The 14,677-nt window shown below is 59.9% G+C and carries 11 protein-coding genes and 1 pseudogene; 5 read left to right on the forward strand and 7 right to left on the reverse strand.

Annotated elements, in window-relative coordinates:
- Positions 1–24 precede the first annotated feature (24 nt).
- The 4 genes from J2Y56_RS11275 (at position 25) to J2Y56_RS11290 (ending at position 4,761) form a co-directional block, all read left to right on the forward strand.
- Positions 25–1,377 carry an LLM class flavin-dependent oxidoreductase gene (locus J2Y56_RS11275; protein ID WP_310350161.1) on the forward strand — a complete coding sequence of 451 codons (1,353 nt, stop codon included), beginning with the start codon at positions 25–27 and terminating at the stop codon, positions 1,375–1,377.
- Positions 1,378–1,474: 97 nt separating this feature from the next.
- Entirely contained in the window at positions 1,475–2,662 is a 1,188-nt protein-coding gene (locus J2Y56_RS11280) for an acyl-CoA dehydrogenase family protein (RefSeq protein ID WP_007949288.1), read from the forward strand.
- The gene (locus tag J2Y56_RS11285) at positions 2,659–3,618 is read left to right on the forward strand and encodes a D-isomer specific 2-hydroxyacid dehydrogenase family protein (RefSeq protein WP_310350163.1); all 960 of its coding nucleotides are present in this window, start codon (positions 2,659–2,661) and stop codon (positions 3,616–3,618) included. The genes J2Y56_RS11280 and J2Y56_RS11285 overlap by 4 nt, the downstream gene beginning before the upstream one ends.
- Positions 3,619–3,783: 165 nt before the next feature.
- The gene (locus tag J2Y56_RS11290) at positions 3,784–4,761 is read left to right on the forward strand and encodes an aliphatic sulfonate ABC transporter substrate-binding protein (RefSeq protein ID WP_310350165.1); all 978 of its coding nucleotides are present in this window, start codon (positions 3,784–3,786) and stop codon (positions 4,759–4,761) included.
- Positions 4,762–4,859: 98 nt separating this feature from the next.
- Here J2Y56_RS11290 and J2Y56_RS11295 read toward each other — a convergent pair whose 3' ends face one another.
- The 7 genes and pseudogenes from J2Y56_RS11295 to J2Y56_RS28445 form a co-directional block, all read right to left on the reverse strand.
- Entirely contained in the window at positions 4,860–7,130 is a 2,271-nt protein-coding gene (locus tag J2Y56_RS11295; protein WP_310350167.1) for a molybdopterin guanine dinucleotide-containing S/N-oxide reductase, read from the reverse strand.
- Positions 7,131–7,210: 80 nt separating this feature from the next.
- Positions 7,211–8,005: an ABC transporter ATP-binding protein gene (locus J2Y56_RS11300; protein WP_007949284.1), complete on the reverse strand. Its 795-nt coding sequence runs from the start codon at positions 8,003–8,005 to the stop codon at positions 7,211–7,213.
- Positions 7,999–8,997 carry an ABC transporter permease subunit gene (locus J2Y56_RS11305; protein WP_310350168.1) on the reverse strand — a complete coding sequence of 333 codons (999 nt, stop codon included), beginning with the start codon at positions 8,995–8,997 and terminating at the stop codon, positions 7,999–8,001. The genes J2Y56_RS11300 and J2Y56_RS11305 overlap by 7 nt, the downstream gene beginning before the upstream one ends.
- A complete protein-coding gene (locus tag J2Y56_RS11310; RefSeq protein ID WP_310350170.1) occupies positions 8,984–10,066 on the reverse strand; it encodes an ABC transporter substrate-binding protein in 1,083 nt (360 codons plus the stop codon). Before J2Y56_RS11310 ends, J2Y56_RS11305 begins: the two co-directional genes overlap by 14 nt.
- A gap of 29 nt (positions 10,067–10,095) precedes the next feature.
- Positions 10,096–11,421: an LLM class flavin-dependent oxidoreductase gene (locus tag J2Y56_RS11315; protein ID WP_310350171.1), complete on the reverse strand. Its 1,326-nt coding sequence runs from the start codon at positions 11,419–11,421 to the stop codon at positions 10,096–10,098.
- Between the two features lie 12 nt (positions 11,422–11,433).
- On the reverse strand, positions 11,434–12,375 hold the full coding sequence (locus tag J2Y56_RS11320; RefSeq protein WP_310350172.1) for an aliphatic sulfonate ABC transporter substrate-binding protein: 942 nt from the start codon (positions 12,373–12,375) through the stop codon (positions 11,434–11,436).
- Between the two features lie 259 nt (positions 12,376–12,634).
- Positions 12,635–12,729 (reverse strand): annotated as a pseudogene (locus tag J2Y56_RS28445) (hypothetical protein); the annotation flags it as partial.
- Between the two features lie 691 nt (positions 12,730–13,420).
- On the opposite strand from J2Y56_RS28445, the gene mexE reads away from it, so the two are divergent.
- Entirely contained in the window at positions 13,421–14,674 is a 1,254-nt protein-coding gene (gene mexE, locus J2Y56_RS11325; protein ID WP_310350174.1) for a multidrug efflux RND transporter periplasmic adaptor subunit MexE, read from the forward strand.
- Positions 14,675–14,677 lie beyond the last annotated feature (3 nt).

The following is a 14,677-nucleotide window of genomic DNA, read 5'->3' on the forward strand; positions in this document are numbered from 1 at the left end:
TGCGACGGATTCAGGAGTAAGACCATGAGCAAACAACGCCAACTGAAATTCGGTGCGATGGTCCATGGCGTCGGCCACGGATGGGGCGAATGGCGCCACCCGCAGGCCCGGCCCAACGCCAGCGTGAGCTTCGACTTCTACAAGCAGCAGGCACAACTGGCCGAGGCGGCCAAGTTCGATTTCGTGTTCATTGCCGACAGCCTGCACATTCACGAGAAATCCAGCCCGCATTACCTCAACCGCTTCGAGCCGTTGACCATACTCTCGGCCCTGGCAGCCACGACGCACAACATCGGACTGGTCGCGACGGTCACGGTCAGCTACACCGAACCGTTCCAGGTTGCCCGCCAACTCGCCTCGCTGGATCACATCAGCGGTGGTCGCGCAGGGTGGAACGTGGTGACGTCCTGGCTCAGCGGCACCGCCGATAACTTCAGCAAGGCTGAACACCCGCCCCACGCCGTTCGCTACCGCATCGCCAAAGAGCACGTGAATGTGGTCAAGGGCTTGTGGGATTCCTGGGAAGACGATGCCTTCGCCTACGACAAGCAAAGCGGCGAGTTTTTCACCCCTGGCAAGTTGCATGCTTTGGAGCACAAGGGTGAGTTTTTCTCGGTGAAGGGTCCGCTCAACATCGCCCGTTCGAAACAAGGACAACCGCCGATTTTCCAGGCCGGCACCTCTGAGGCCGGACGCAATTTCGCCGCGCAGAACGCTGACGCGATTTTCGTCCTCCCCGAAGGCTTCGAGGACGCACATGCCTACTATCAGGACCTGAAAAAACGCGCCAGCGGCTTCGGTCGCGATTCAGAGATACTGTCGATCCTGCCGGGCATTCGTCCGATCGTAGGGCACGATGAAGCCGAAGTGGAAAGCCGCTATCAACAAGCCGTGGAACTGGTGACCATCGAAGACGCCATCGTCGCCCTCGGCCGGCCATTCAATGATCATGATTTCAGCCAGTACCCGCTGGATGCACCGTTCCCCGAGCTGGGCGATCTGGGGTCCAACAGCCAGAAAGGCGGATCAGACCGGATCAAGCAGTTGGCCAAGGACGAAGGCCTGACCTTGCGTGAAGTCGCCCTGCGCTTCTCAAGGCCGCGCCGGGATTTCGTCGGCACACCCGAGCACGTCGCCGACGCGATTCAAAAGTGGTTCGAAGAAGGTGCGGCGGACGGTTTCATCATCAACTCGTTGTTGCCCGACGGCCTGCAATATTTCACCGAACTGGTCGTGCCGGTCCTGCAACAGCGCGGCCTGTTCCGCGACGAGTACAGCGGCAGCACCCTGCGCGACAATCTTGGCCTGCAAGTCCCGATAAACCGTCACGCGCGCACCGCCCTCAAGGCTGAGGAAAAAAGCGAGGCGCTGGCATGAGCGAATCCCTCCTGCTGCAGTTGTGCACCGAATCTCGCCACAGTTGATCACAATAAAAAATAACGACACTCACCCTTTTCGATCGAGTGAATTCACCATGAGCCTTTCCTCTAAACATTCGCCAGCACTGCGTTCAATCGAAGCGGCCAATTTCGAGACATTACTTGAACGCATCAGCGCACAACTGGGCGCCAGTGCCCACGTCCATGACGAAAACGGCACCTTCCCCCACGACAACTTCAAGCTATTGCATGAGCACGGCCTCCTCGCGCTGACCATACCCAAAGCCCTGGGTGGCGGTGGCGCGAACCTCGCACAGGCACGCAAGGTCATCCGTGCTATCGCCAAAGGCGAGCCGTCGACGGCGCTGATTCTGGTGATGCAGTACATCCAGCATGCGCGTTTGCAAGACAATCAAAACTGGCCCGAAGCGTTGCGCTTGCAGGTGGCCCAAGACGCCGTGCGGGAGGGCGCGCTGATCAATGCCCTACGGGTCGAACCTGACCTGGGAACCCCGGCACGCGGCGGTTTGCCCGCCACCATCGCAAGGCGTACCGCGGCAGGCTGGCGAATCAGCGGGCGGAAAATCTACTCCACCGGCAGCCATGGCCTGACCTGGTTCAGCCTCTGGGCGCGCAGCAATGATGAAGATCCGCTGGTCGGTGCCTGGCTGGTGCACAAAGACACACCGGGCATCAGCATCATCGAAGATTGGGATCACTTGGGCATGCGCGCCACGTGCAGCCATGAAGTGGTGTTCGACAATGTGCTGGTGCCGCTGGATCACGCGGTCAGCGTCAGCCGCTGGAGCTCGCCGCAGCCTGAACTGGACGGCGAGGGTTTGCTGTGGATGTCGGTGTTGCTGTCATCCGTCTATGACGGGGTCGCTCAAGCCGCCCGCGACTGGCTGGTGGGCTGGCTGGAAACACGCAAGCCGTCCAACCTCGGTGCATCGCTGTCGACCCTGCCGCGCTTTCAGGAAACCGTCGGCCACATCGACACCTTGCTGTTCGCCAACCGTAGCCTGCTCGACGCCGCCGCAGAGGGCCACACTCCGACCAGTAATGCGGCGCAACTGAAATACCTGGTGACTGGCAACGCGATTCGTGCGGTTGAGCTGGCCATCGAGGCGTCGGGCAATCCGGGTCTGTCACGCAGCAACCCGCTGCAACGGCACTACCGCGATGTGCTGTGCAGCCGCGTCCATACGCCGCAAAACGACGCCATCCTGCAAGGGGTCGGTAAAGCCGTCTTCGCCCAGCGCCAGCCAAAGGAGCGCCCATGAGCCAGCTTGTCATCGCCAGCCAACTGGACGAAGATTTCAACGAAGTGATCCGCCAGCGCCTCGCACAAACCCACCCCGAGGCCCGCGTCATCGGTGTGCCCACGGGCGTACCCAGCGATTTGCCGGCCGAGGTCAGCATTCTGCTGGCACGGCCGATCAATGTGCGCGGCTATCAGGCGCCGGACACACCGCCGCCGGGTTGGCCCTATGGCCTGCAATGGATACAAGTGGTGTCGTCGGGCATCGATTTCTACCCGCCTTGGCTGTTCAACGGCCCGCCAGTCAGCACCTCGCGCGGCAGCGCCGCCGAGAACATCGCCGAATTCGCCCTGGCCGCGATCTTCGCTGCCGCCAAACGGCTACCAGATATTTGGGTACATGACGCGCAATGGAGTTTCACTGCGCTGACGCCGCTCAAGGGCACCACGCTGGGGATTCTCGGCTTTGGTGCCATCGGCCGCAGCCTGGCCACCAAGGCCCACGCCCTGGGCATCAAGGTGCTGGCGTTGCGTCAGAGTCAGACAACCTTCGAGGTAGAAGGCGTCGAAGCGGCGCGGGATATCCATGATCTGTTTTCCCGCTCTCATCATCTGGTGCTGGCCGCGCCCTTGACCGATGCGACCCGGCACATCGTCGACAGCGCTGTACTCGACAGCGCGAAACCAGGCCTGCACCTGATCAACATTGCCCGGGGTGGTTTGCTCGACCACGAGGCGTTGCTCGAAGCACTGGAGAACGGACGCATCGGCCTGGCCTCGCTGGACGTAACCGAACCGGAACCGTTGCCGGACGGTCATCCGCTCTATGCCCATCCGCGGGTGCGTCTGTCACCCCACACCTCGGCCATTTCCAGCAACAGCCGCTATGAAATCGCCGACAGCTTCCTGGCCAATCTCGAACGTTTTCTCAATGGCCTGCCCCTGGAAAATCAGGCAAACATGCAACGCGGGTATTGAGTTCAGTCGATCTACCTTCATTGAACGCTGACCAGGTGGAGGCCCACGAAGAGCGCAACCCTAAACCCACTAAGCTAATGCTTATAAATTATTTATAAATAGATTTTTATAACCATATTCTTCAACACAGAAAACCCTTATTTCTTACTGAATGTCGAGCGTGCCATGTCGAAATCTACTGCAAATAGTCATGCGAAACTCCGTCAACCCCTACTCATCAGTCTGGTCGCTGCACTGGCCGCCCTGTCCTTTGCGCTGCCGTCCCAGGCCCGCGAAACGCTGCGGATCGGCTACCAGAAATCATCGACACTGATCACGCTGTTGAAGACTCAAGGCTCTTTGGAAACAGCCCTTGCGCAACAGAACATTGATGTCAGCTGGCATGAGTTTCCCAGTGGACTGCCACTGCTGGAAGCACTGAATGTCGGCAATGTCGACATCAGTGCGGATGTGGCAGACACCGTGCCGATTTTCGCCCAGGCTGCACAAGCCAAACTGACCTACTTCGCCCAGGAAGCACCCTCGCCATCAGCCCAGGCGATCGTCGTGCACAAAGACTCGTCGCTGCAACAATTGTCTGATTTGAAGGGCAAGAAAGTTGCGGTGACCAAAGCTGCCGGTGCCCACTATTTGCTCATCGCCGCCCTGAACAAGGCCGGTCTCGCGTTCTCCGATATCCAACCCGCCTATCTGTCACCCGCTGATGGTCGCGCGGCCTTCGAGAATAACAAGGTCGACGCCTGGGTCACCTGGGAACCCTTCCTGACCAGCGCCCAACGGCAACTGCCGACCCGCACCCTGGCTGACGGCACAGGCCTGGCCAGCTACAAGCGCTACTACCTGACCAGCACAAGCTACGCCAACACACACCCCGACGTACTCAAGGTGGTTTATGAGCAATTGGACAAAACCGGTCGGTGGGTAAAGACCAATCCCCTTGAAGCGGCCCAAGTGCTCAGCCCCCTCTGGGGCAACCTTGGCGTAGAAACCGTCGAGAGCGCCAACACCCATCGCAGCTATCAGGTACAACCGGTAAAAAACGGCGAGTTGGGTGAACAACAGAAAATCGCCGATGCGTTTTTTGCCGCTGGCTTGTTGCCCAAGGCGGTGGATACGAAGGATGTCGGGATTTGGCGGCCATGAGGTGTGGCTGATATCGAATCCAGGCATTCAAAGAGAGCCCGGCCAGACACCGCAATACTATTCAATAAAGCGTGACACTGAACCTGTGAGGTGCACGCTTAAACCATCAATGGCGGCTCGAAAGCGGTGACGGCTGGCAACGCCTGATCCCACCTCACGATCTCCACCGAAGCGGTTTGCGCCGAGCAGCCTTGAGACAAACTCGACGAGCCGATATCAGCCGTGATCATGTTCGGGTTGCCATGTTTGTCCAGGCTGTTTCTTTCGCCATGAACCAGCGGATCGAACCAGGCCCCAGTGGCGATTTGCACCACCCCAGGACGGATTCCGTCCGAGACAATCACCCCGGCCAGAAAGGCGCCGCGCTCGTTGAACACCTTGACTACGTCACCATCGACAACGCCTCGGGCGCGTGCGTCCTCGGTGTTGAGCGTCAGCGGTTCACGCTGGCGGATTTTCGAAGAACGGCTGTAGGCACCGTGATCGTACTGACTGTGCAAACGGGTTTTCGGTTGGTTCGATAACAACTGCAGCGGGAACGGCGTCGGCGGCTTGTCCAGCCACACCGGGTGACCGGGGCAGTCGGCATAGTCAAAACTCGCGATGCGTTCGGAAAAGATTTCGATCCGCCCCGATGGGGTAGGCAATGGATTCGCGTCCGGATCTTCACGGAAGGACTTGAGCAGGACGGTATCGGTGTCGGGGTAGGCAATTTCGAACAGTCCATCTCGCCAGAAAGCGTCGTAGTCTGGCAGCTCAATCCCCTGTGCCTGCGCCCTGCCCCGGGACTCGTCATAGGTAAATCGCAACCATGCCTCGGCGTCGCGACCTTCGGTGAAGGCGTCGGCGAAACCCAGGCGCGCGGAGATATCGGCCAGAATCGAATAGTCATCCCTGGACTCGCCCACCGGCGCGATTGCCTGGCGCATCGCGATCATGAAGCGGTCCGACGCGGAGCTGCCGATGTCGTTGCGCTCCAGGGCCGTCGTCGCCGGTAACACGATATCCGAATACTTGGCCTGGGCGGTCCAGTACTGCTCATGAACAACGATGGTTTCCGGACGCTTCCAGGCCTCCAGCAAACGATTGAGGTCCTGATGGTGATGGAAAATGTTACCCCCCGCCCAATAGACCAGACGGATGTCCGGGTACTGCAACTGTTTGCCGTTGTAGTCGAACGGCGCGCCCGGATTGAGCAGCATGTCGCTGACCCGTGCCACCGGAATGAGATCCTTGACCGGATTGGCCCCTTGGGAAAAGCGCGGCCCGGAAAACGCTTTGCGACCACTACCAGTGTTGTTCATGCAGCCATAACCCAAGCCGAAACCACCCCCCGGCAAGCCGATTTGCCCGAGCAGCGCGGCCAGGGTCACGGTCATCCAGAACGGCTGTTCGCCATGCACAGAACGCTGCAGGGAATAGGCGATGTTGATCATGGTCCGCTGGCTGGCCATGCGCCGTGCCAGCGCGGTGATTTGCGCTGCTGGAATGTCCGTTAGCGCCTGTGCCCACAGTGGGTCTTTGGGTTGGCCATCGACATGGCCGAGCAGATAAGCGCGAAACTGCTCATAGCCGACCGTGTAGCGCTGAATGAAGTCCTCGTTGTGCAAACCTTCACTGACCAGCACGTAGGACAACGCCATCATCAGCGCGGTGTCACTGCCGGGGCGAACCGGCAACCATTGAATTTTTTTCGGTCCGCTCAGATCGTCGCGCAAGGGACTGACGTTGAGGAACTGCACGCCGGCCTCAGACATGTCTTCCAGCGCGCGGGACAACAGGTGCTCACTCGCTCCACCGGGACTGGTCTGCGCGTTTTTCGCCGGCAGGCCGCCGAAGGCGACGAACAACTCGCAATGCTGCGCCAGATTTTTCCACGAGGTATGCGCAGCCAGCAATCCATCCATGTTGCCGACAATGTGCGGCATCAGCACCCGTCCGGCGCCAAGGCTATAGCTGTCTGCGCTAAAAACGTAGCCGCCGAACAGATTGAGAAATCGGTGCAACTGGCTTTGCGCATGATGGAAACGCCCGGCGCTGCCCCAGCCGTAACTGCCGCCAAAAATAGCCTGGTTACCTTGCTCGGTCTTGACCCGTTTCAGTTCCCTGGCGACCAGGTCCAACGCGACGTCCCACGACACTTCGACAAAGGGTTCCTGACCCCGCCGTTCGGGATGGGCGCCGGGATTCTCCAGATAGCTGCGGCGCACCGCCGGCCGCAGGATCCGTGTCGGCGACGTAATGGCCTCCGGTACCGAGGCACCGATGGGCGACGGATCCGGGTCCCACTCCACTGGAACCATCGCCTCCAATTTCCCGTGGACGACCTGCGGGCAGTACGCGCCCCAATGCAATGAAGTGAAACTCATGGTGCGATGTATTCCCTATGAAATGTGGCCCCCGTTGTGGTAGCGAACATACTGGGGTTTCGTTGTCTCGAAACCAGGGATTACCAGCTCTCCCCCAACCCAAGCAAACCCATGATCTGGCGCCGCAGGTCCACCAGATAAGGATCGTCGCGATGACGCGGATACGTCCGCTCGATGGTCAGTTGTGCCTTGATCGCGGCCGGGCGATCACTGAATACAATCACCCGATTGGCCAGCAGCAAGGCTTCTTCGACATCGTGGGTCACCAGCAGCGCGGTGTAGCCCTGGCGTTGCCAAAGATCGATCAGTTCTTTCTGCATCGTGATACGGGTCAGCGAATCAAGCTTGCCCAGCGGCTCGTCGAGAATCAGCAGACGCGGTTCGTTGACCAGTGCCCGGGCCAAGGCAACGCGCTGGGCCATGCCCCCGGATAGCTGCCGTGGATACGCCCGCGCGAATTGACTGAGGCCGACTTTTTCCAGGGCGGCATCGACCTTGGCGGAATGGGTCTTGAGCAGGCCTTGGGCTTCCAGGCCAAGGGCGACGTTGTCCCACACGCGCCGCCATGGGTACAGGGTCGGGTCCTGGAACACCACGACCCGGCTCGGGTCCGGGCCGGTAATCGGTGCGCCATCGGCCAGCACCGTACCGGAATCGGCCGGTTCCAGCCCAGCCACCAGTCGCAACAGGGTGGACTTACCGCAACCTGAAGGCCCAAGCAAGGCGACGAACTCACCGGGGGCCACGTCGAGGGAAACCTGCTCCAGTACCGGCAAGCGCTGACCGTCCAGGGCAAAGCCGTGACTCAACTTGTTAATGCGCAACGCCAGCCCAGGCAAAACCGGGGCGGCCGATGTGTGTGCCAGCGCTACCATTTCACCGCTCCTTTTTGCCAGGCCAACAGTCGGTCACGGATCAGAAACAGCCCGGAGATCAACCCCGAGCAGGCAAGCGCCATGATCAACAGCGCCGCGTACATATTGGCGTAGGCCGCCCAGCCTTGGGCCCATTGCAAGTACCAGCCGATGCCGGATTTGACGCCCATCATTTCCGCGACCACCAAGGTCGAGAACGACGCACCGAGCCCCATGAACACACCGACGAACACATGGGGCAATGCCGCCGGGATCGCCACTTTGAAAATCAGAAAGCCCTGCTTCGCGCCCAGGGTCCGTGCGACGTCGTAATAGGCTTTGTCGACGCTGGCCACGCCGGACCAGGTCAGCACCGTCACCGGAAACCAGGTCGCCAGGGCGATCAGGAAAACACTGGCACTCCAACTGGTGGGAAACAGAAAAAAGCACAGCGGCAACAATGCCGTCGAAGGCACTGGACCGAGAATGCGCAAGACCGGATGCAGCCAGTAGCCGATGCTGCTCGACCAGCCGATGGCGACCCCGGCAACAAACCCGGTCGCGCCGCCCAGCGCCACACCACTGCCCAGTAACAGCGCCGAGTGCAGCAAGCTATCAGCCAGACGCGGCCAATCTTCCACGTACACCGCGAGCAACGCCTGCGGCGGTGCAAAGAACGGCACCGGCAGCAGGCCCAGCTTGGCGGTCAGCAGTTCCCAGATACCCAACAGAATCGGCAGCGCAATCAACCAGGCACCCGCGGCACTCATACGCGTGGCTACCTTCGCAGACCAGTGACCGACGAGGCCCAACAGTCCGATCAATGCCGCCACTGCCAGACTCAGATTCGCCAGGCCCTGGGTCATTGGCCAAACCCGCGTGGCATTCGGCCAATAGCTGATCAACAACGCGACCGCCACCCACGTCGCCACCGCAATCGCGCCTTGGCGCCACACCTTGAAAGCCCGCTGCGTGGCGGGAGCGGCCAGTGTCGAAAATTCAGCTGAAGACATCGACAGTGATCTCCTTGGCGAACTCGCCGGCGTTAGTGCTCTGGCGAATCACTTCCACGGTTTGCAGGTCAGTGACGTAGGTGATGATTTCTTTGGTCAGCAGCGCGCCCACGGCATGGTGGCCGTGGGTGTGGTCATGCAGGATCGCTTTGACTTCTTCGACCGAAGTATTCAACGCATGGGCCTGGAAACCCTTGGCCACCGCCTCGGGATTTTTCACCGAAAAATCGTGGGCCTCGAGAATCGCTTGGGTCAGCGCCGCGGCCACGCGTTTTTCTTCGCGTACCAATTTGCCGGTGACGCCGACGACGCAGCAACTGAGGTTGGCGTACTCTTCGACCAGGTTGGTGGACAGCTCCTGAGCCTTGCCGGAATTGATCAAGCGGTACATGAACGGGTCACTGCCGCTGACCGCCTGGACTTCACCACGCTCCAGCGCAGTGCCCAACAGGTCGGCCGGGAACAGTCGCCAGTCCACATCGCGCACCGGATCGACGCCGTGTTTTTTCAACAGGATCGAGAAGAAGTTGCGGTCCGGACTGGCCATGTCAGTGACGCCGATGGTTTTGCCCTTGAGGTCTTCGAGCTTATGAACATTGCCGTTGACCGCACTGAGCAAACGCAGGCAACCACCGTGTGTACCCGCGGTCAGCTTGACGTCGAAGCCCTGCTCCAGCGCCTTGAGCCAACGCAACGCCATGCCGACACCCGCATCGGCCTTACCGGTGGCGATCGCTTCGAGCAGCACTTCGGTGGAGTTGCCGAAGTTGACCAGTTCGACATCAAGGTTGTGCTTCTTGAAGAAGCCTTGTCCGTGCGCGATGACCACCGGCGCCAGACATACCGCATTCAGATTCACCGCCAGTTTCAGCGCACGCGGGGTGTCCAGCCGGATGAACTCACCAGTGCCGGTGGGCTCGGCGCCGGTATCGACGGCGTGTCCATCGTGTCCAGCGTGTTCATCGGCCGCCCAACTGGGGCGCGGCAGCGACATCAGCAGTGGACTCGCCAGGGCGACGCTGGCCAGACCCAGCAAGTGACGACGGGTCAATCGATCGAAAACAGCCATTCAAATATCCCTTTGGTTGGTAGAGGTGGTTAGTCTTTCAAATCGCCGAGTTGCAGATGCTCACGCAGGGTCGAGCCTTCGTAAGCGCGGCGGAATAGCCCTTTGCGTTGCAGATGTGGAATCACGCTTTCGACGAATTCGCTGAACGAGCCCGGCAGGTAACCCGGCGAGATCACGAAACCGTCGCAGCCTTCGCCCAGAAACAGCTCGGCCAATTGATCGGCGATTTGTGCGCCGGTGCCCACGAGTTGCGGCACGCGTACGCTGCTGGAGAAAATCCGTCCCAGTTGCTCCAGGGTCGTTTCCGCGCCTTGCATCAGCAGTTTTTCGGCGGCAGCAGGATGAATCAATGGCGATTGCGCAACCTCGGCCAGAGTCGCAGATAACGGAAACGGCGACAGATCGACATTGAGCTGTGACGCCAGCGTGACCAGCCCCAACTCCGGACGTGCCAGCGCGTTGTGCCGATCACGCTTGGCCCGCGCTTCGGCTTCAGTGCCACCAATAAACGGCATGATCGCCGTCAGCACTTTGCAGCTGTCAGCCTCCCGCCCCTGTTGCACGACCTGCGCACGCACGTCGTCACGGAAGGCGCGCATGGCGGCCAAATGTGGATGAATAGTGAAGATCGCCTCGGCCCAACGCGCGCCGAAACGTCGACCACGACCAGACGAGCCGGCCTGGATCAGCACCGGACGACCTTGGGGAGTACGCGGAATATTCAGCGGGCCTTCGACCTTGAACCACTCGCCGTGGTGCTGCACCGAGTGGATCTTCGATGGATCGGCCAGCACCCCACTTTCGCGGTCGAGCTTGAGCGCGTCTGCTCCCCAACTACGCCACAGCTTCAACGCCACTTCGACAAATTCGTCGGCGCGGTCGTAACGCAGGTCATGTTCCAGGTGCTTGTCCTTGCCGAACAGACGCCCTTCACTGTCGTTCATCGAAGTGACGATGTTCCACGCGGCACGGCCTTTGGACAGGTGGTCCAGGGTGGCGAATTCCCGGGCGATATGCGCCGGTTCGTAATAAGTGGTGGAACGGGTTGCCCCCAGACCCAGCTTGCTGGTTTGCCCGACCAGGTAAGACAGGATTGGCAACGGGTCCAGGCGCGTCGCGTCCTGAGCGCCATAACGCAAGGCCAGGTCCCGGGTGCCACCCATCTGGTCACCCACCGCGAGGCGATCGGCGAAGAACAAAAAGTCGAACAACCCCTCCTCCACGACTTTCGCAACGCGCGTGTAGTATTCGGGCTCAAGGTAATTGCCGACGGTTTCCGGGTGACGCCACGCCGCGTGGCTGTGGATGACCGGCCCGGTCAGCAAGAAGGCTGACAGGTGAATTTGGCGACTCATGGCAACGCTCCCTTACTGCGCCTTCGGCGTCCAGACAGCGATGTCGGACACCTTCAACGGCTTGGGTGTGAGCTTTGCCGCGTAATAGGTGTCGGCGATGCGTTGCTGCTCGGCCAGTTCATCGACCTTGACCGGGACGATGTCGTAGCTGCGGCGAGTGTTCGCCAACTCGACCGTGGCGGGCGGAATGTTGCCCCACAGCGGCCCGAGGATTTGCGCGGCTTCTTGCGGGTGCTCTTTGACCCATCGCCCGGTCTCGCGCAGGGTATCGAAGGTGACTTGCAGCACGTCCGGATGGGCATTGGCGAATTTAGACGTCGCCAGGTAGAAGCGGTTGTAATTTGCGACACCGTCCTTGCCATCAGCCAGCACACGCACCTGATGTTCCCGTTGTTGGGTCGCCAGGAACGGATCCCAGATAGCCCATGCATCGACACTGCCGTTGGCAAATGCTGCCCCGCCATCCGGCGCTTCCAGGTAACGCGGAGTGATATCGGCGAGGGTCAATCCGGCTTTCTTCAGCGCCGCAATCAACAAAAAGTTGCTGCCAGATCCTTTGGAAACCGCGACGGTTTTGCCTTTCAGATCTGCGACGCTATGGATCGGTGAATTGTCCTGAACGATGATCGCCTGAGCACTGGACGACGGATTTTCCCGCGCGTAGTAGGTCAGCGGCGCGTCTGCTGCCTGAGTGAACAACGCAAAGGCGTCCGCTACGTCTGCATGCAAGTCGACACTCCCCGCGTTCAACGAGCTGAGCAGGCCAGTGCTGAACTCATGCCAGTTGACGGTGAAGCCCAAGGGTTTCAAACGCTCCTCCAGCTGGCCGCTTTGCTTTAGCAAAATCCATAACGTCGAGGAGCGCTGGTAGCTGATATCGATGGCTTGCTCCGCATGAACCCCTGCTGCGGCGAACAACAGACTGGCGGCGACGATGAGTTTTTTCAACTTCATGAAAGGCCCTGGCATGGGTGAATTCGAGGAGGCTGGGCAAAAATTGGCCCAGCAAAGTGACGTCCCGGCGAGGTTCTCAGGCTAAGCCAGAAAACAGATTTGATTATATTAATGACCGTTAATTATGAAAGGAACATATAATCATATCGTTATTCCGGATGCGTCAGCGGTCATGAACGCTAGGTGTTCAGCAGACAGTCAAACGGAAAGGGCAGCATTGCCAAGAAAGCGCGGATGACGTTCGTCCAACACACCTATGTTCTGCTGCGCTGTCTTCAGGCAACTCCGGACGCACAGCACCGGGCTTTCTTCACCGGCCAGACGGAAAGCCCCACGCACACGTGAAGGAATGTTTCGGCGGATTCCAGCTGGTAAGGTCCTGTAGCTTCAACACACTATCAAGAGTGGTTGACCTGGAGTTCATGCAGAAGAAACTCAAGTGAGTCCGGGGCTGCGTGATGACTGTTCGCCGAGCGTTGTTCATCCCATGACATTGCGTCATCGGTGCAGAAGTCTCCAACACACTCCATGCTCAGTTCGACATCGAGAAGACCCAGCGGAATCCAGAAGTAGTGGGTCTCGCGAAGCGCATTAACCGAACGTGGGGCGATGAGGCGAGCCAGGTGCCTGAACGACATCAGGCTAGCGATTTTGGTTGAACGCCCGATTCTCGATTGCAGGATCCGGATAGTCTGTCCTGATCCTGATCCTGATCCTGATTTTGTGTTGGGGCTATTGGTCTCTTCGCGGGCAAGTCGAATCGTCGCACCGCCGCTCCCACAGTGAATCTGTGATGCTCCCACTGTGGGACAGTGGCTTTCCCGAGATGGGCCCCAACTCAGTTTCATGCACGACCTTTGCGGTCACCGCAACTGTGAATTGCCATCAATCCAATTGATCCCTGACCAGCCAAAGGTGCATGCTAGAGAGCTTTTCCTGCTCTCATATCATTCCGAATGATAGTTACCTTCGCTTCATTCGATTCGTGACATACACCCTCGCCGCTCATCATCCGTCCATTCTCAATACATTGGCGGATGCATCCATGGAACAATCACTTAAACATTTGCGCTTCCCGTTGGCCCTGTTGGCCGTGCTGATGATGAGCGCCTGCGGCAAGGCTCCAGAGTCCGCCGCGACGATGCCTGCGGCCAAAGTCAGCGTCGCCAAGGTGCTGGAACAACCGGTCAACGAGTGGGACGAATTCACCGGGCGCCTGGAAGCCCCGGAAACGGTAGCCATTCGTCCACGGGTCTCCGGGCAGATTGATGAAGTGGCGTTCACTGAAGGCGCACTGGTCAAGAAAGGTGATTTGCTGTTCCAGATCGACCCGCGTCCCTTCCAGGCCGAGGTCCGCCGCCTCGAAGCCCTGGTTGCCCAGTCCCGCGCCAACGCCACCCGCAGTGAAAACGAAGCCCAGCGCGGTGAACGCCTGCGCACCAGCAACGCGATCTCCGCCGAACTGGCTGATTCGCGTACGAGTGCGGCTCAAGAAGCCCGCGCCGCCGTCGGTGCCCTTCAGGCGCAGCTGGACCTGGCCAAATTGAACCTGAGCTTCACCCGCGTCACCGCGCCGATCAGTGGTCGCGTCAGCCGCGCCGAAATCACCGCCGGCAACCTGGTGACCGCCGATACCACGCCGCTGACCAGCGTCGTGTCCACCGAGAAGGTCTACGCCTACTTCGACGCTGACGAGCGTGTATTCCTCAAGTACACCCAACTCGCCCGCCAGGGCAAACGCGGCGCCACCACCCCGGTTTATATGGGCCTGTCCAACGAGGACGGCAACCCGCACCAGGGTGTGATGAATTTCATCGACAACCAGGTCAACCCGAAAACCGGCACCATTCGCGGTCGCGCAGTGTTCGACAACACCGACGGCAGCTACACCCCGGGCCTTTATGCACGCCTGAAACTGGTGGGCAGCGGCACTTATTCCGCCGTGCTGATCAATGACGAAGCGGTAGGCACCGATCTGGGCAAAAAATTCGTACTGGTCATGGATGCCGACAACAACACGGCCTACCGCGCCGTCGAACTGGGGCCGAAGATCGAAGGTTTGCGCATCGTGCGCAGCGGCCTGAACAAGGATGACACCGTCATCGTCAAGGGCCTGCAACGGGTACGCCCTGGCTCGCCGGTCACCCCTGAAGTGATCCCGATGGCCAGCGAACAGACCCTCGCGGCACTCGCTCAACAACGACAAGCGCTAGAAGCCAGCAACCTGCCCCAAGTCGCACCTGCCAAGGTTGCGCCGGGAACGGTGGTGAAATTGGCTGACGCGACTCCACGCGGTTAAGGG

The organism is Pseudomonas sp. BE134, assembly GCF_031456105.1.
In the GTDB taxonomy this organism is placed as follows: domain Bacteria; phylum Pseudomonadota; class Gammaproteobacteria; order Pseudomonadales; family Pseudomonadaceae; genus Aquipseudomonas.